This window comes from Bacillus sp. CPT56D-587-MTF, assembly GCF_058792335.1.
Window position 1 is genome coordinate 2,931,366 of sequence record NZ_JBYTEF010000001.1, and the last position, 18,913, is coordinate 2,950,278.

Sequence of the window (18,913 nt, forward strand, 5' to 3'; positions counted from 1 at the left end):
ACTCCTTTACAAGGCTGGGAAATGCGGTAGCACTTCTTCTCCTAGCTCATCCAATACTTCGTCAGCTGGACGTTGACCATCAAATAGAGCAAGGAATAAATGATTCACACCAATACTTTTATATATATCAAGTAATTCAATTAGTGCCTTACGCCCTGTACGGTAACCTAAACGTATCGGTGTAGGACGTTCATTTGGATCTTCAGATAAATCTAAATGCATCGGTTGGATAAATGGTTTGAATACAGCTGGATGATAATCCTCTACTAGTTCTCTCCATTGTCCAATTGCTCCCGCCTGATGCACCGGACTACGTGGATAATACATCCATCCATCTCCATGTTCAGCAAACCATTCCATATTTTGCTGACTAAAACCTGTAATAAAGGTTGGAACACGTTTAGACGGTTTTGGAACTAAATTCGCACCATGAACTTCTCCTAGTGTCGACTGGATAGACGGGAAGTTTTTATACAAAATTTCTTCCAAGTAAGCAAATGCTTCTCTAAACTTTTCACCTCGTGTTTCATGACTAACACCTAACGCTTTGAAATCGGCACGTCTGTCACCGGATGAAACGCCAAGCATAATTCTTTCTGGAAATAGTTGATCTAATGTAGCAATTTCTTTTGCTACACGCAATGGATGACGAAGTGACAATACAGTTGCCGACGTTCCAAATGCGATTTTCTCTGTTTTGCTTGCTAAATACGTTAAATAAATCATCATATCGTAAATTTGACCTGTTGCAGGATCACCAAAATCAGGGTCTTGCAGCAATACATCGCGAAGCCATACACCTGTAAAACCGTATTGTTCCGCTTTTTGTACTAACTCTACTTGTTTTTCCATCGTTGGAGCATGAAACTGATAATTTTCAATCGGAATGTGAACTCCTAACGTAAGTTGATCTTTCGCAAACATACGATTATATCCAAAATGGTTCGCAAACTTTTCCATGTGTTTCACTCACTTTCCCTCATTCATATAAACCTATACTTTTCATATTTCTTCTCAAAATTTATAAGCAACACTGCAACACCACATTGTTGCCGATTGTAATCGTTATAACTTTCTTTGTGCTACGAGTGTTATTATAAATCGGCCATAACATGAATAACAGTACGTACTTTAAAGTGATGTAGGCACTTTAAAGTACCTATACTAAGTGAGTAATAATAAATCATGCTGCAAAAATAACATCTACCCTTTCTTCAAAAAGCTTTACTGTTGCTTTTGCAAATACGTTTCATTATTTCACGTACTTTCCCTTTCTTTATATAAAATTGTTACTAACCAAATTCAAAATATTATACTTATTTTTCGTACTTTGCTATGCTATAACCACAAACAGGAGGTATAAACTATGAAAGCACAAATTATCCATTCTTTTGGGGGTTCATCTGTATTTCAATTAGAAGAAGTTTCAAAACCAAAACTTTTACCAGGTCATGTTCTAATCGATGTAAAAGCAACAAGTGTAAATCCAATCGATACAAAAATGCGTAGTGGTGCCGTTTCAGCAGTCGCTCCTGAGTTTCCAGCTATATTACACGGCGATGTAGCTGGTATTGTTATTGAAGTAGGAGAAGGTGTTTCGAAATTTAAATGTGGGGATGAAGTATACGGATGTGCCGGAGGTTTTAAAGAAACTGGAGGTGCACTTGCAGAATTTATGCTTGCTGATGCACGATTAATTGCTCACAAACCTAAAAATTTAACAATGGAAGCAGCAGCTGCTCTACCATTAGTTGCAATTACAGCTTGGGAATCTTTATTTGATCGTGCAAATATTAAACCTGGTCAAAATATTCTCATTCATGGAGCTACTGGTGGCGTAGGACACGTAGCCATTCAACTAGCTAAATGGGCAGGCGCTAAAGTTTTTACAACCGCTTCTCAGCAAAGCAAAATAGACATCGCCCATCGTCTAGGAGCCGACATAGCTATTAATTATAAAGAAGAATCTGTTCAAGAATATGTACAAAAACATACGAACGGAAACGGATTTGAAGTTATATTTGATACAGTAGGCGGCAAGAATCTTGATCATTCTTTTGAAGCTGCTGCGGTCAACGGAACTGTCGTAACAATTGCAGCTCGTTCAACCCATGACCTCTCTCCTTTACACGCAAAAGGACTCTCTCTGCACGTTACTTTTATGGCGTTAAAAATATTACATACAGATAAACGTGACGCTTGCGGGGAAATTTTAACTAAACTAACGCAAATAGTAGAAGAAGGACACCTTCGACCATTGCTAGATTCTAAACTTTTTACGTTTGATGAAGTTGCACAAGCACATGAATATTTGGAGTCAAATAAAGCAATTGGGAAAATAGTATTGAAAAACGTTTGGTAACTTTCACTAAATAATACAAATAACAGCGGGATTGCTTCGCCTTATCTTTGTCTTAAGAGGCGTGCCACAATCTTAAAAGCTTTCCATCCTTTACAACAAGTAAAAAAAGAACAGCCGAATTTTTCTTATAGTAGAAAATTCGGCTGTTTGCATGTCGCAATTTGCTTTTTATATATTTCCATTAATAAATAAAATACAACTCATTTGCCTTACCATCTTTACCTTCAACAGAATATTATGTTGTTTTTAATTTTTTAAAACACACTACGTACTAATCCCCCGTCTATTCGCAACGCGGAACCATTAATTGCTGAAGAAAGTGGGCTGCTTAAGAACGTGACAAGATTGGCAATTTCTTCTGGTCGAATAAGTCTTTGAATAATAGAGGTTGGTCGATTCTCTTTCATAAATCGCTTCTCAGCTTCTTCTATTGTCAATTGCTCATTAGGATAAAGACTATTTAACATAGTCTCCACTCCTTCCGTTAAAGTCGAACCAGGCATTATAGTATTAACAGTCACATTCGTTCCTGTCGTCAGCTCAGCTAAACTGCGAGAAAGTGAGAGTTGCATCGTTTTAGTCGCACTATAGTGAGCCATTTCTTGAGATGGCATAATAGCTGCTTCGCTAGCAATAAAGATGACTCTTCCTTCTTTTCTTTCAATCATTTTTTTCAAGTACGAGCGAGTAAGTCGAACACCACTCATAATATTGACTTCAAACAATTTAAACCAATCTTCATCAGGGATATCAAAATATTCTACAGGTTCAAAAATTCCTAAGTTGTTAATAAGAATGTCTACTTCAGGGTACTTTTCAATCACATTTTGGCACCCTTGTTCTGTTCCTAAATCAGCTACTACAGGTTGAAGAATAGCATCCGGATACTGCGCTCGAATTTCGTTTATCGTTTGATTAACATTTTCTTCACGGCGTCCATTAATAAGTACAGTAGCTCCTTCCGCTACTAATGAAGTGGCAATTGCTTTTCCAATCCCTGCCGTAGATCCAGTAACCAGTGCTATTTTTCCTTTTAATTGCATATGCATATAGATCCCTCCAAATTCATGTGCTACATGATTGACTTACGTTGGAATAAATAATTACGTTTATATTGTGGTTCACTTCTCTTATCTTTAACAGAAAATAAGCAGATCCACCCTTTTTTCGAAAGAGTATAAACGAAAATTATGTAGCTATTGGACTCTGTACGGAATTAAAAATCGAAATTATTATCATTTAGATCTACTCGATAATTCTGATTCTAATCATTGTCATGTTAAAAAATCACATCAACAGCAGAGTAAAGCTAAAACCAACTAATAAATACCATTATGATATATATTAACGATAAAGAAAATTACGCACTTTAAAGTTCCATAGGAACAAAAAAGTGCCCTATAAACTATAATTTCTAACTCTTTATATTTGCTAAAGTAGTATCTTTTTTTATCATAGAAAAGGTTGTAAAATCACACATTCTTACATACAGTTATAGGATTATTTTTATCCTAATTAACTAAAAACCATATAACACATTTGTAAAATAAAATTCTAAAAAAACCTTGCAGAAAAATTCTACAAGGTTTTTGCCTATACACACAAATTAATCACTATATTAAAATGAAAGGGTTTATAATTCATCGCAATATTATTAAATATAAGCTGCTTTAAAGGCTTGTTGGACAGCTTGTACTTCTAATGAGTCTTTACCATATAAGTTCGTTGCTACACGAATACAAGCTTCTTTTAATTCTTTAAAGTTAGAAGTCATATTTAATTCATCCGTATTTGCATAATAGAAAATATCAAACATTTTATCTTCTCCAATGCCATGTACGTTTACTCCATTATGGTTTCCACCACTAGCAATCAAGTAAGCTACTTTATTAATAATGCTAGAGTTCGTGTGTACACCACCATGATCGTGGTCAGCATCAATAGGTAAGTTATTATAATGTCTATAGTCCTCCGGATATCTAGAAGAGATAGATGATGGTTTTTTCATATCTCTAAAAATACGACCTGATTGTTCTCCCATTGTCCAATTGAACTTTCCGTTATTAGCATACTTTTCAACTGCTACTCCTAAAATATCAGATAGAGCCTCATTAATTGCACCAGCTTCTCCTGCATACTCAAGTCCAGACTCATTTCTTGTAACCGCGTGTGTAAATTCATGTCCTGCCACATCAAATGCTCTAACAATTGGATCTCCGTATACTAGCATAGCTCCATTACTAAATGCATTAAACCACTGCTTAGGATTTCCTTTATTCGTACCATTTGTGTTCCAACCATGAACGACAGAAATTACTTTTTGTCCGTTATTATCAAAGCTGTTACGGCCATATTTTTCTTGATAAAAATCATATACTTTCGTTGCTAAATAATGAGCACTAACTGCTTTAGGATCAGTAAAATTTGTAGAATTACTTGTTACTAAATCATCGAGATAACCCCATACATTTCTTCTATAATTATTATAATCTTTATAATTAGCAGTATATGTTTCAATTCCCTTACCACGAGAATAATCTGCAAGCATGTACGTTCCATCACTTCGCTGCGTAATTCCAAACGTACGATTAATACCTAAGTCATCTTTTCCTGTACCTGTTAATCTTGAAGAATCTTGTGATTTATTTGCTGTCGCAGATTGGACAATACTACTATCTACTTGTATACCCAATTTTTGAACGAGTTCTTTTAATAGATTACCACCAAAAGCATCAATTAATACTGTACCAGATACATATTCAGGTGTAGATGCACTAAAAGTAATTTGATATGCGTTTGTAGCTTTATTTGTATTTTCATCTACATATACCACTTGTTTAATTTCTGGTTCTTCAATAAATGTGAGATTATTTCCATAGATGTTGAAAAGCTGTTTTTTTGCATCCTCTTCTGATAAAGTAATAGGTTGTTTCAAATCTTCCTGTTGTTGTAGATCTTGGGCACTATCCCCTGAAACGCTCGTAAGTACACCATCATCATTAATATGTGCTGTTAGTTGATATCCGTATACATCACGTCCTTCATACGTTTGTTGAAGACGTACCAATGTAGTACCATCATAAGATTTACGACTTTGCGTAACATTATAATTAACTTTGGATTCCGTATTAACTTGCTTTGATGATAATGCTTGTTCTGTTTTTCCTTTTAGTGCATCCTTTGCTACATTTTCTGCCGAATTTTGAGAAGGTGCTGTTAAATTACCTGTTCGGAACGTATCTTCCTTTGTTTCCACTTTTAAATCTTCTGTTTCCGCATGCACTCCTCCATAGGGCATAATCGCCGATAACACCACTCCTGTAGTTAAACCTACCTTTACGAAATTATTCATATTCTTACTCCTTTATAATCTTATTATTAAGTTAAATAAATGTTTTTTCAAAATTGGAAACATAGATATTTCAAACTATCTATGTTTATCTACTGTTTATGAATTGTGATTCCTCATAATATAGATAGATTGCGTCTTTACTTTTAGATTCATTTCATTCCTCAAAAATTACTCATTATATAAGCTATCTTTATATTTATTTATATACGTTATTTTTTGTGGTTCTGATAACATATTTATCGCCATCCACACATTCTTTTTCATTTCTAATTTTTGCATTGGTATCTCTTTTAAAACCGGATTACTTATAATTTCTTCCATTTCTTCATCAATTCTTTTCATAAGATTTTCTTCTGGATTATTTTTTAAATAAGTATTTTTCAGTCCCCATTTTGTCATTATAAATTCATTCGTTTTATTCATAGGATTAATAATAGTAGCTTTACTAGTTAATCGTTTTTTTATTTCATCATGATAGATTTTAATTTTATATCCTTCTTTTAGTGGAATAGTATCTTTTACAATCGTTACATTTGTCCCTTCCATTTCCTTCGTATAAATTTTTTCACCTTTCTCATTAAACACCTCTATTGATGCGTATTTTTCATCTGCATAATAGCTATGAGGCGTTTTAGTAGTAACCGTAAAAACAGCCCGCTTTTGCTCTAAGTCTGTATTTAATTCGGCAAACTGATCATCTCCTAATCCTAGGAATTGAATCGTTTCATTTACCAAATTGCTCACTTTCATTTCGTTAACATCAATCGTTAGACTATTATCCTTTTCCTTTACATAGGCATAATACGAACGGAAATGATACATTCTATCCATTTTCTCACCTGAAATTTCAACCGTATAAACCCCATTTGGTACGTCTTGTAAATTGATATCTGCTGTTTCAATTGTTTTTTCTTGAACAACTGTATTCCCTTCTTTTAATTTAATCTTTCTTCCTTTCAATGTATCTATTTCATTTGTATTTAAATGGATATGCAAATTCCCTTTTAACCCAAGTGAAGCAATTTGCTGATTCGTAACTATTTCAAAGTTAGAGTTTATCGGAATATCAGGATCAACTAGAGCTCTCGCCTTAGCTAATTGTGATTCAGGCACTATATACGCTAAAGAAGTCATTGCCGGATAACCTTTCGCCCTATTCATCTCTATTTGTTTATGATTAAGCTTAAAGCCCCATCTTTCAAAAACGGGTGTAAAATCAACTTGTACATTCTCGCTATAATACTGATTCATTAAATCCGGTAAAGAATAATCCCCCTTTTTGAAAGCAGCATTGCTAGCTAGTTTTCGATAACCTTGATACATTTTTGCAAAAGCTTCATCGCCAGCTTTTTGTTTCGCCATCGTTAAAAGAATAAGTTTTTGTCGTAAATCTAAGTCATCATAATTTTTATTTTCTTTCATTAAAGCATTATATAAATTCCGTTCTACTTGTTCCTTTTTCCCGAAATTAAACAACCAACCAACTTGATCTGCTTTTTTTCCATATTTACTATATTGATATTGAACACCGAATAGATTATTAGAAACTTCTCCTGTAAATATTCCTTGATTATCAAAACCAGCTTGGTATCCGTGAGCGATTTCATGTAAAGTTCCCCAACTCAGTTTATCTAACCACATCTTTGTACTATCTGAACTATTCGCTGTCCAATTTGCACCATAATAGGCACCGCCAGCACCGGATATATCTGCTTTTAAAAAATAACGATTTTGACTTTTTTTATTTTCAACCGCTGAACCATCTAAACCAATAATTGAATCATACATCGCAAAAATATTTTCATAATACGCAATTAACTCATCCAATGATTGAAAATCTTTTAAAGACCTTACTATTTCTTTATCTTTTTTAGGTATAAATAATTGAAAACTCTCCCCTTGAAGTAACGCATACTCTCCATCAAATTGATTCCATGTACTAAAAAATTGAGATACACTTCCTTGTTGTTTATAAATGGGAAGAGGTTTAGTAGCACTTTCATTCCCTACTTGGTACTCAAGTACAGCGTGCTCTTCACCATACGGAGTATCTATGAAAGGAACTAAAGGCGTATCACCTTGAATGGTAATCCATTCATTTCCTACTTGTATGGATTTTTCATTTTTAGAGTCATTAGACAATAAACGTAATGTTAATTTGTCTTTAAAATTAGGATTCGTTTGTCTTACCTTTAATGGTGTATTTCTCTGCAAAATAAATCCTAAATCTTGTCGATCGTGATATTTACCCTTACTTATGCCCGCCTGAAATATCCAAGTAGGCTCTTCTAAACTAGTAATTTCTTTTACATTTGTTCGTTCATCAGCATGTAAGTGTATATTTCCTATGAGGAAAAACATTGTATACATGATGCCTATAACAAGTAGCCTTTTCATTTACATATCTCCTTTTCTATTTTTTATATACAAAATACAATAAAACCCTCCTTCTTTACTTATAACTGTCGTCAGTAAGTTACTTATTAGTGTAATTATTATAGTTACATTAGCTCATGATTATCAATCATTAAATATATGTAATTTTGCATATATTAATGTTTAACGAAAAATTTCGAGATATCTTGTAATGATCCAATATTATTTCATACATTATTCAATAAAAAAAACACACGCAGCCCCTTAAGTCTTCATGTGTTTTCATACATGTTATTACATTTATAATTGAATAAATTATCTTATTCTGTAATATTAAATTTTGAAACCAATCCCCTTAATTCTTCCACCTTTTCTTTCATTTTGTTGGATTGGATTGATATTTGTTCAATTGATACGGCCTGTGATTGAATTGAATTTACTGTTTGAAGCGTCTCCTTTTTCACATCCGTTGCAGTTTCAGAAACTAGCGAAAGAGAAGCATTTACTTCTTCTGTACCAGCAGACATCTCTTCTGTCGCTGCGGATACTTCTTGAATTTGACTTGTAATCTTATCAATATCTCTCATAATAGACAAGAAGGTTTGATTCGCTTTGTGGGCAGCTTCTTTTCCTTCTACTGCCTTCTGTTGGCCTTTTCGCATGACATTAACTGTATCTTGAGTATCTTGTTGAATGGATTTTATTAAATGATTCACTTCCTTTGCAGATTCTTTAGATTGCTCAGCCAAGTCTCGAACTTCTGCGGCAACCACTGCAAATCCTTTCCCATTCTCTCCAGCACGTGCCGCTTCAATAGCGGCATTTAAGGCAAGAAGATTCGTTTGTTCGGCAATATTAGTAATTGCAGCGAGAGCTGTATCAATCTGTTGTGTACGTGTAACAAGTTTATTTATTACTTTTGATGTTTCCTCGACAACATCATGCACACTATTCATTTGAAGAATAGAGTGATTTATCACTTCACTACCGATATTTATTCGTTCTGTAGTCGTTACTGCTACCTCAGCGACTACTGCTGAAGATTCAGCTACAGTTTGCACCCCTGTTGTAATTTCTTCCATTGAGGATGAGCTCTCCTGAATACTAGTTACCTGTCCTTCTATTTTTGTTTTTACTTCTAAAACAGTCTGTACAACCTCATTTGAAATACTAGACGCTCGATTTGTATCTTGTAATACGCCCTCCGTAGTAGAAATAACCTCTTGTGTTGTCATCTTAACATTCGCAATTAATTGTTGAAGGTTATCTAACATACTATTAAAAGACTGAACAATATGCCCTAATTCATTATTTGCTTTATAAGGAGTACGTGTTGTTAAATCTCCAGCTGCTACTTTTTCCATATCATTTTATAATAACACAAGTGGTTTTCGGATAGTTAATTTAATAATATATCCAATTAATATAATTATTAAAATTGCTAAAAGCGAAATACTAACAAACATTATCATTGTATTTTGAGCACTATTATTATTTTCCTTCTGTAAAAGCTCTGCATTATTACTATTATATAAAATTAATTCACGAATTGATTTTATTGATTTTTGCATATTAGGTTCAATCTCTTTTAGGTAATATGCATATGCTTCCTCATTATTAGATTTCCCTAATTCTTGCGCTTTCTTCATTTGAGTTCTTAATTTATTAAATGTTTCATAAAACGTGTTATATAATTCTTTTTCTTTAGTAGAAATAACTTTAGCCTCAAACTGCTTTAAAAGATAATCATTTTCCTGACGAATTCCGTCCATTTCTCTTATTAATTCATTCATTCTTTTTTCATCTTTTGATACCATAATTTCCATAAAGTTCATATTAAAATGATAAAAATTAGATTCTACAATACCAATCCACTCAATTGGTAGTAAATTATCCTCATACATATTAGAGGAAGTACTTTTCCCTCTTTCTAATCCCCAAAACCCTATTAGGGATAATACTATACATGCAATACTTGATATAGTTATTAATATGTTTAGTTTTGTACCAACCTTACTGTTTCTTAATAATTCCAATTCACTTTTTCCATTCTAATATATAGTTTAAGTAATGTATTTTATACCAATAATCCAAAAATTACGATGTTTATTTTGTAATATGCAATTTTGCATATCATCCACTACTGATTCAAAATAACCTAACATTGTAATTTTGGTTTTCCAAAAATTCATGATTATGAACACACCCTATTAATTCTTGAACTTCTCATCCAAAATATCCAAAAATATTGTGGCACCAGGGGAACCCATCATTGATGTATAAATTACACTACCATACAAGACTAGCTTAAAAATATTTTTCTTATTGCTCATTTTTCTATTTCCTCTCTATTAGAAGTACTCCTAGCACATCACACTAATAAAAACGATAGTATTAAAAAATAAGGAAAGACATAACACCTATGTCTTTCCTCTAAAATTGTAACACTCAATATACTCTTAGCTCTATTTGATTTGCCAGTTAAATCCTCACATTTCTTTCTTTATAATATCTCCTAACTCCGTCCAACTTGTAATCCGCGGGATATTGAGATGTTGATTGTAAGAAGTAGTTTTTGCATACACATTTATCGGTTTTCCTATTAACGTTTCTAAGACTGCCGGCTTATCATCAAAGAAATAGTTTAATTTTATTTCTTGTATGAAGTGTATTTTTTCTTCATCCTTCATTCCATAGAAAAAGCGATCTTCATGTACCGGAAAACCTTTTTCTATTAACCATTTTTTTGTTTGCTCTCCATGTTCTTTAGGCCGTGCTGTTATATAGTATATTTCATGTCCCTGTTTTTCTAATTCTTGTAATGTCTCTACTGCATATGGAAACGGTGAACAAGAAGTATAATAAATCTCATCCAGCAAACTATTCCACATATGACTGCCTTCCTCCGAAGTCATGCCAAATGCTTCATGAATTTCAATTGTTTTTAAAGAATGAAATATATCCAATCCTATTTTTTTGTTTAATTTTTTATTATATAAATGAAAAGCATGCTGCCTTAAATCAATTAACGTATCATCGATATCAAATCCAAACTTCACTCTTCATCGCTCCTTTCTGCAATCTATTTATCGGAACATATAAGTATTTTTTATTCTCCTTATTTCTTATCTTTCCGATATGCTGGATAACCCATAAATCTATAGTCTTTTCCAACCTGGGTAAATGATATATCCTTAAATTCAATCGCATCTTGCATTTTAGTAATACCAGTCCCCTCTACAAAGCTAGGCGCCAATCTGCCCCCAATAATTTTTGGTGCGACATATAATATAAGTTTATCCATCAATTTATTTTCAATAAACGAAGCATTTACCTCTCCACCACCTTCAATAAGCAGGGAGGAAATTCCTTTTTCCCCTAAAACATCAAGCATTTCATATAAGTTTATATGCTTTTCTCCGCTAGTAACAAATACTTTGACTCCTGCATTTTCTAATGCCTTCTTTTTTTCCGCTGCATGATTATTTGTTGTAAATATCCAGGTAGGAGCTTCTCCATCTGTAACAACGTTAGCTTCCATTGGTATGCGTAATGTTGAGTCCAAGATTACGCGAATTGGATTTCTTCCATTTGGAATACGCGTTGTCAATGATGGATTATCCTTTTGTACAGTATTCGCTCCTACTAAAAATGGCTGCATTTTCATTTCGTATTTGGTGTACTTCCTGTCTTGCCTCTGTAGATGTGATCCACTTACTATCCGATAAAGAAGTAGCAATTTTCCCATCTAATGTAACACCCGATTTAATCGTTACAAATGGGCGCTTTGTCAAAATATATTTATTAAAGACTTCATTCATTTTTTTAGATTCTTCTTCACACACTCCTACAAGTACATCAATACCTGCATCTTGTAGAATTTGAATTCCTCGTCCAGAAACAAGTGGATTTGGATCAAGTGTAGCAACTACTACTCTCTTAATGCCTGCTTGTACAATTGCTTCTGCACAAGGGCCTGTTCTTCCATGATGAGAACAAGGTTCAAGAGTTACATAGATTGTACCTCCACGAGCCTGTTCTCCCGCCATACATATCGCATGTATTTCGGCATGTGGTTCTCCGGCCTTCATATGTGCTCCAATCCCTACAATTCGGTTATCATTTACAATTACAGATCCAACCAATGGATTAGGAGTGGTTTGTCCCTTCATAGCCTTGGCATTTTCTAATGCTAGCTTCATATACAATTCATGCTCAAGCATGTAAGTGTCCCCCTTCAAAATGTCCAGAACGCTGAACCTTCGTTTGCAAATATTTCTCATTAAACTCTGAGACATCACCCCATAACGGTTCACGACTTGTAACATTTAATCCAGCTTTTTGTAACGCTTCTAATTTTTTCGGATTGTTTGTAATAAGTTTTACAGGTTTTGAGCGTAGCGCTTTTAATACTTCAATTGTGTCATCGTAATTTCGAATATCATCTTCAAAACCTAGGTTCAGATTGGCTTCCACTGTATCTAACCCATTTTCTTGCAAAAGATACGTCATCGCTTTACTAAACAAGCCAATTCCTCTTCCTTCATGATTCGCTAAGTAAAATAAAGCACCTGAACCATGTTCTGTAATCATTTGTAAAGACTGCTTTAATTGGAATCCACAATCACAACGTTTACTACCAAAGATGTCACCAGTGTGACAAATACTATGCATACGAATTAGGGCATCTTCAGAATTCTTAAAATCACCATACACAAGCACACTAGATTGCTGCATATCAGCTAAATTAATAGATGAAAGCTTTTCAATAATTCCTTCTACACTATTTGTAACCTCACTACATTGCAACCAAGAATACCATTGAAAAACTTTAGTCTCCCCATATAAATTAATTGGCAATTTGATAGGACCTACTAAATAAATATCCTTTCCATCTTGATGTATAAATTGAATTTTATCTTCTAACATATGAATTGTATCTGTTGTAACCATTAGGTACCTCCTAGTATAGAGAATCTCTAAAAAATTCTCTTCCATTGTTATATTTTTTATTGTTTAACTTACACAGCGTAAGTGTTTTTACAGATGATATTCTTTTTTCTCTCAGCATATATGCAATATGTATCATTACAACCTTGGCTATTTAAAGAAAAGAATTACAGTTACATAAAACAACTTAGTTACTTTATGTAAGTGAGTATACATTCGTAATTAATTTACGTAAAGTAATTAATTATAAAAACATTTGTTACTAACTGTAAGATGTTATATAATTTGTTTTAGGAGGTGAAGGAAAATGAATGATTCTACATTATGCCCTCGCTTTGAAAAAGGAATGAAATTTTTTAGCCAACGATGGACAGCACTAATTATTTACCAACTTTTTTCTGGATCTCAGCGCTTTTGTACGCTTGAATCTTCTCTTCCTGTTAGCGGAAGATTACTTTCAGAAAGATTGAAAGAATTAGAACTAGAAGGAATTGTCGAACGTAAAGTCTTTCCTGAGACACCAGTTCGTATAGAATATTCTTTAACTCAAAAAGGATTTGCTTTAGAAGCTATTATTCGCGGAATAGAAGAATGGTCACAGGAATGGATAGAACTTGAGGAATAACATAAAAGCTTTTTCGTATATAGTTTTAAGTAATCAAATTACAGATACCTATTATTAAAACACTAGTTTTTCAAGCATTTATGAAAAGCTAGCGTTTTTTAATGAATAAAATAAAATTTAAGAAATGAAACAAGATGATCAAACCGATCACCTTGTTCCTTTAAAGATTAAAATAGTGATTTTAACAACTTTTATTAATACATACTCGATTAACAGAAATAATAAATAGAATTTTTGTAACTAAACAGTTTTATTTTCGCAATACAGTTAGCTTATCCCGCTATTTGCGGACAGTAAGACCACCACTAATTAAATTTCCATTTTATTGCATTTGAATATTACTTATGAAATTTCACACGCTCTTCAAGTGGTTGGAATTCTTTTTCACCTGGTGCAGCTGTTGGATTACCAAATGGCATTTGTGCAATTAGTTTCCAATTAGCAGGAACATTCCATTCTTGTTTTACCTCATCATCAATTAATGGATTATAATGTTGTAAAGATGCCCCTAATCCCTCTGCTTCTAAACCTGTCCACACGACTAATTGGTGCATACCTGATGCTTGGTGTGATCAAATTGGGAAGTTTTCAGCATATGCAGCAAATTTTTCTTGAAGCGATTTAACGATAGCCTCATCTTCAAAGAATAGTACTGTTCCATAACCAGCTTTAAAAGAATCCATTTTTTGTTGCGTTCCTGAGAAATCTCCATCTCCAACTACTTTTCTTAATGTTTCAGTTGTAATATCCCATAATTTATCATGAGCTTCACCAAATAATACAACTAATCGCGCAGTTTGAGAATTGAAAGCTGATGGAGTATATTTCACAGCAAACTCCACAATTTCTTTAATTTTTTCATCCGATACTTGTACCTCTTTGTTAATTCCATAATAAGTACGTCTTTCTTTCAGTGCAGTATAGAAATCTTTTGTCATAATTCATTTCCTCCTAAGTTTTAATATTCTTCAAAATGATACATTGCGAAGATAATATGAGTTGAAATGAGTTCATTTTTGAACCATTGAACACCATAACACCAATTGCTAGTCATTCTGAATCTAAACCACTGCTTCTTGCTTCAGTTTCCCTAAAAAAACACTTATAGCATCATTGATACAATCTAGTGATCATTCGGTATTATTTTACCCATTCTCTATTCATGTATCCTGCTTGTTTCATATTTACACAAATATGAAAATAACCTTAAATTGCTGGTCAAAAAAGCCAGGTAGTATGAATAACACATTGCCTGGCTTTTTACATTTTTAATTTACATTCAACTAAACATTACCAATGAATAGTAGTAAAAACTATACCCGTCACTTATTTAATAATTAACATCTCATATGGATGTTGTTCCATAAATCTATTCTCCCAAGGAATCTCTAATGATGTCCAATTTGAACCACCGTCTACTGACTGATACACTCCTTTATTGCTAAACAGATAAAACGTTCCATCACTTGTTGCCTTTAATACTGGTATGATTGTGCCTTTAGGAGTTGGTAAACCTACATTCATTTCTGCCCAAGACTGATTTTTTTCTTTCTTATAAATAAATGATTCACAATTTCCATTATTGTAATCATGCGCTACGTGTGGATTTGAAGATGTCGCGATAATAATATTTTCTGGATCATTTGGGTTAACTGCCATTTGATATGCGTAATGATGCTTTAGCCCGCTACACATATAGTTCCAAGTCTTACCTCCATCATTACTCTCCGCATACTCTTGACCTGGTTCTTTCAAGAATGAATCACCTAACACCCCGTATAAACGATTTGGGGCATTGCGATGTGATGTAAGAATGTGAATATCTTGAGGATAGTTCCCCTCTTTTTCCTCAGTCCATGTCTTACCTCCATCTACACTTTTAATTAATCCCCCAACCTCAATAGTCGTATAAATAGTTTCTGGATTATTAGCATCAATTTCAATATGTTTTACATGGTGTGTATATGTTCTTTGAGGAAAGAACCATGATGAATATGATGGCATTTGTCGATAATCAGTTAGCAGCTCAAAACTGTCTCCTCCATTTTTGGATACGAACATTGCGCTCGGTTCAGTTCCTACATATACAATCCCGTTACCGTCATCCCCCTTCGCTGGAGATACAGAAACTGCTGTAATAGCTCTCATATGAATAGCATTTGCTGGGAACACTTCACCAAAGGAAGGTAACGCACCAATCGCTTCCCATGAACTTCCCCCATCTTTACTTCTCCATAATCCCCTGTCAAAGGTACCACAATACATTCTTTCTGGATCGTATGGATCTGAAGCTAACGCAACCGGATTCGCACCTACAAACTGCGATTGGACGCTCCATGTTGAGTCTTTTTTTTCTGCAATTACAAGTTCTCTATCAAACGCTAATATGAATTTTTCCATAACTAAAATCTCCTCGTTTCATAATATATCTTGTATTATTTGAATCTTTACCATTACAAGTTAAGAGGTGACATTTATGTGCTATAGCATATAAAAAGTAAATTTTATAAGCAATATGTGATTAAAAACTTACATTATATAATTTGTTAACTTCACATCCGTATGATGAACAAGATGTCCTGTTAACTCATATAAGTCCATATGCCACCTCTAAATAAATCGTAATTTACATGCTATAGCATATATAATATAGAATCCATTATTTTATGTCAAACTTTAATACTGTTAATAAGTTCTTTAGCTCGTCTAAAGTAATTTAAAAGTCATAATATAAACAGAAACATTTTATTGTCTATTCAATAAAAAAAGAGTGCAATTTTTGCACTCTTTTTACCAGAGTGTTGGGAAACCCTTTAGGGTTCCCAACACTCTGGAATCTTTTTTGATTTTAGCGAATAAAAACAACATAAAATAATAGAATTTTAAAAAATAGCCCTCCACCTGACCCTTTTTGGTCAGGTGGAGGGCTATTTTTTTCATGTTTTGACAAGCTGCGGTGAGATAAGCTTGCATTTGGACAGACTTCAGCCCTCGAAACCGGGCATAGCGGTAGCCATGTAGTTCTTTGGCGTCTGCAAAGCTTCGCTCTATAGTGGAACAGCGTACTTTATACAACCTTTTCCCTGTAGCTGTTAGCTTGTTTTTTCTAGCAATATCCTTATATTTCTCCCACACATGATGAGTGATAACTTTTTGTTTTTGTTTCTTTGAAAAGCACACCTCACGTAACGGACAAACAGCGCAGTCTTCTGGATTCGATTTGTATTGACGGTATCCTTCACGATCAGTTGTTACATATTCTAGAATACATCCCATCGGACAAGCGAAAACATTCATTTCTTCTACATATTTAAATTGGCTTTTCGGTACTTCTTTATTCCGTTTTCCAAATCGGCGATACCCCATCACCATAAATATATTCCGTTCTGATAGTTTCTTACAGATATATCCTGTAAAATAGCCAGCATCAAGGGCAACAGCTTCTACTTTGAAGTCGAATTTATCAATCTGAGCTTGGAGGCGTGCTAAATACGGCTCGGAATCTGCCATATTTCCAGCCGTTACATAGGTATCTGTAATAATATTGTACTTCGCATCAGTCGTACGATGATCCAAGAAATGAAAACCATTTGGTTTTCCATCTCTCATTAAAAATCCACTATCTGGATCCGTTGTACTTATACGAGTTTTTTTGGTAGGGGTATCACTTTCCTTTCTAGGTTTTAATTCTTTTTTCCATGTACCTCACGATCTTCGATTACCGCAGCTTCTAGCTCGTCTATATAAAACTTTGCTTTTTCTTTTTTATATTTATGTACAAATTTATTTTTATTGGCATTGGCCTTAATATGTGTAGAATCTGTCATCAGTGCACGTCCTCCTACCATCCGGTGCTCCGTCGCTTGTCTCACAATCTCATCAAAAATTTCTTCGAAAATATTTGTATGAATAAAACGAGTACGACGATTCCAACTGATTGTAGAGTGATCCGGAATAGTATCCGATAGAGAAAACCCTAAAAACCAACGGTAGGCAATATTCGTTTTAATTTCCTTTTCCAATTGACGCTCAGAACGAATACCGTAAAAATATCCAATAAACATCATCTTAAATAAAACAATAGGATGAATGGACGGGCGTCCATTGTTTTCACAGTAATAAGGGCGTAACTTCTCTTCAATAAAATCAAAACTAATTGTCGCTTCAATTGCACGAAGGAAATGATCTTGTGGAACCAACTCTTCTACAGAAACAGATACACGCTCATCACGATGATTTTTTAAAGCACCCATCATAAAAAATCTCTCCTTTTCCTCTTTTTTATCAGTGTTGACACATAAAAAGAGGTTCAGACACAAAAACAGGCTGTGGAGAAGACTTTCTCCACAGCCTGAAAAAAAGAGTGCAATTTTTGCACTCTTTTTACTCATTTCTATTAGAAATCAAAGTTATCAGGATCTGGACCAACGCGGTGATTTTGATTTAATGCATCGATTTTTTCCATATCTTCTTTCGTTAATTCAAAGTTAAATACATCTGCATTTGCAATAATGCGGTGCTCTTTCGTTGATTTTGGAATTGTGATCACTTCATTTTGAAGGTCCCAACGTAAAATCACTTGTGCTGTTGTTTTACCATGTTTCTCAGCAATTGCCTGTAATGTTTCATTATCTAATAATTGACCTTGCATAAGTGGTGACCATGCTTCCATTTGAATACCTTGTTCTTTACAGAAAGCTTGTAATTCTTTTTGTGTTAAACGAGGATGGTATTCTACTTGATTGATCATCGGCTTAATTTCTGCATCTTTTATTACATCTTGCAGATGGTGAATTTGGAAATTACTTACGCCAATTGCACGTACACGCTTTTCTTTATAAAGTGTTTCTAACGCTCTCCATGTATCTTTATATTTCCCTTCTACAGGCCAGTGAACAAGATATAAATCTAAATAATCTAGCTTTAATTTTTTTAAGCTCTCTTCGTATGCAGCAATCGTTTCTTCATATCCTTGATCTGCGTTCCATACTTTTGAAGTAATAAATAATTCTTCTCTTGAAATACCAGTTGTTTCAATACCGGCACGAATCCCCTCACCTACAGCTGCTTCATTTCCGTAAATTGCAGCTGTATCAATGCTGCGGTATCCTGCTTTAATTGCTGATTTAATCACTTCTACAAGTTCTGGTCCTTCTTCTACTTTAAATACACCTAAACCAAACCAAGGCATTTCCACACCATTACTTAATACTGTTTTACTTTGTAAGTTTTTCATTTTATTTTCTCT

General features: G+C 33.9%; 12 protein-coding genes and 3 pseudogenes. 2 read left to right on the forward strand and 13 right to left on the reverse strand.

Going from position 1 to position 18,913, the window contains the following annotated elements; genetic code table 11:
* Positions 1-6: 6 nt before the first annotated feature.
* Positions 7-960: an LLM class oxidoreductase gene (locus AC3WVZ_RS15085; protein WP_000410336.1), complete on the reverse strand. Its 954-nt coding sequence runs from the start codon at positions 958-960 to the stop codon at positions 7-9.
* Between the two features lie 406 nt (positions 961-1,366).
* On the opposite strand from AC3WVZ_RS15085, the gene AC3WVZ_RS15090 reads away from it, so the two are divergent.
* Positions 1,367-2,362 carry a zinc-dependent alcohol dehydrogenase family protein gene (locus tag AC3WVZ_RS15090; RefSeq protein ID WP_000647269.1) on the forward strand — a complete coding sequence of 332 codons (996 nt, stop codon included), beginning with the start codon at positions 1,367-1,369 and terminating at the stop codon, positions 2,360-2,362.
* Positions 2,363-2,616: 254 nt separating this feature from the next.
* Here AC3WVZ_RS15090 and AC3WVZ_RS15095 read toward each other — a convergent pair whose 3' ends face one another.
* The 8 genes and pseudogenes from AC3WVZ_RS15095 to AC3WVZ_RS15130 form a co-directional block, all read right to left on the reverse strand.
* The gene (locus tag AC3WVZ_RS15095) at positions 2,617-3,411 is read right to left on the reverse strand and encodes an SDR family NAD(P)-dependent oxidoreductase (protein WP_000551076.1); all 795 of its coding nucleotides are present in this window, start codon (positions 3,409-3,411) and stop codon (positions 2,617-2,619) included.
* Between the two features lie 605 nt (positions 3,412-4,016).
* Positions 4,017-5,714, reverse strand: coding sequence for a M4 family metallopeptidase (locus tag AC3WVZ_RS15100; protein ID WP_233935023.1), 1,698 nt, complete (start codon positions 5,712-5,714; stop codon positions 4,017-4,019).
* Between the two features lie 168 nt (positions 5,715-5,882).
* Positions 5,883-8,111 carry a putative mucin/carbohydrate-binding domain-containing protein gene (locus AC3WVZ_RS15105; RefSeq protein ID WP_233935026.1) on the reverse strand — a complete coding sequence of 743 codons (2,229 nt, stop codon included), beginning with the start codon at positions 8,109-8,111 and terminating at the stop codon, positions 5,883-5,885.
* A gap of 299 nt (positions 8,112-8,410) precedes the next feature.
* Positions 8,411-9,454 carry a methyl-accepting chemotaxis protein gene (locus tag AC3WVZ_RS15110; RefSeq protein ID WP_425594287.1) on the reverse strand — a complete coding sequence of 348 codons (1,044 nt, stop codon included), beginning with the start codon at positions 9,452-9,454 and terminating at the stop codon, positions 8,411-8,413.
* Between the two features lie 6 nt (positions 9,455-9,460).
* Positions 9,461-10,126, reverse strand: coding sequence for an MCP four helix bundle domain-containing protein (locus tag AC3WVZ_RS15115; protein ID WP_425594288.1), 666 nt, complete (start codon positions 10,124-10,126; stop codon positions 9,461-9,463).
* 453 nt (positions 10,127-10,579) lie between these two features.
* Entirely contained in the window at positions 10,580-11,149 is a 570-nt protein-coding gene (locus AC3WVZ_RS15120; protein WP_233935027.1) for a 5' nucleotidase, NT5C type, read from the reverse strand.
* A 59-nt stretch (positions 11,150-11,208) separates the two neighbouring features.
* Positions 11,209-12,313 (reverse strand): annotated as a pseudogene (ribD, locus tag AC3WVZ_RS15125) (bifunctional diaminohydroxyphosphoribosylaminopyrimidine deaminase/5-amino-6-(5-phosphoribosylamino)uracil reductase RibD).
* Complete coding sequence (locus AC3WVZ_RS15130) at positions 12,306-13,043, reverse strand: GTP cyclohydrolase II (RefSeq protein WP_016080860.1); 738 nt, start codon at positions 13,041-13,043, stop codon at positions 12,306-12,308. Before AC3WVZ_RS15130 ends, ribD begins: the two are co-directional and overlap by 8 nt.
* A gap of 304 nt (positions 13,044-13,347) precedes the next feature.
* Here AC3WVZ_RS15130 and AC3WVZ_RS15135 point away from each other — a divergent pair, with 304 nt between their 5' ends.
* Positions 13,348-13,665, forward strand: a complete 318-nt coding sequence (locus AC3WVZ_RS15135) for a winged helix-turn-helix transcriptional regulator (RefSeq protein ID WP_001000104.1) — start codon at positions 13,348-13,350, stop codon at positions 13,663-13,665.
* Positions 13,666-14,003: 338 nt separating this feature from the next.
* Here AC3WVZ_RS15135 and AC3WVZ_RS15140 read toward each other — a convergent pair.
* The 4 genes and pseudogenes from AC3WVZ_RS15140 to AC3WVZ_RS15155 form a co-directional block, all read right to left on the reverse strand.
* Positions 14,004-14,603 (reverse strand): annotated as a pseudogene (locus AC3WVZ_RS15140) (nitroreductase family protein).
* A gap of 388 nt (positions 14,604-14,991) precedes the next feature.
* Positions 14,992-16,065, reverse strand: coding sequence for a WD40/YVTN/BNR-like repeat-containing protein (locus AC3WVZ_RS15145; RefSeq protein WP_197323923.1), 1,074 nt, complete (start codon positions 16,063-16,065; stop codon positions 14,992-14,994).
* Between the two features lie 486 nt (positions 16,066-16,551).
* A pseudogene (locus tag AC3WVZ_RS15150) lies at positions 16,552-17,921 on the reverse strand (IS1182-like element ISBth7 family transposase); the annotation flags it as partial.
* 140 nt (positions 17,922-18,061) lie between these two features.
* The gene (locus AC3WVZ_RS15155; RefSeq protein WP_233935028.1) at positions 18,062-18,901 is read right to left on the reverse strand and encodes an aldo/keto reductase; all 840 of its coding nucleotides are present in this window, start codon (positions 18,899-18,901) and stop codon (positions 18,062-18,064) included.
* Positions 18,902-18,913 lie beyond the last annotated feature (12 nt).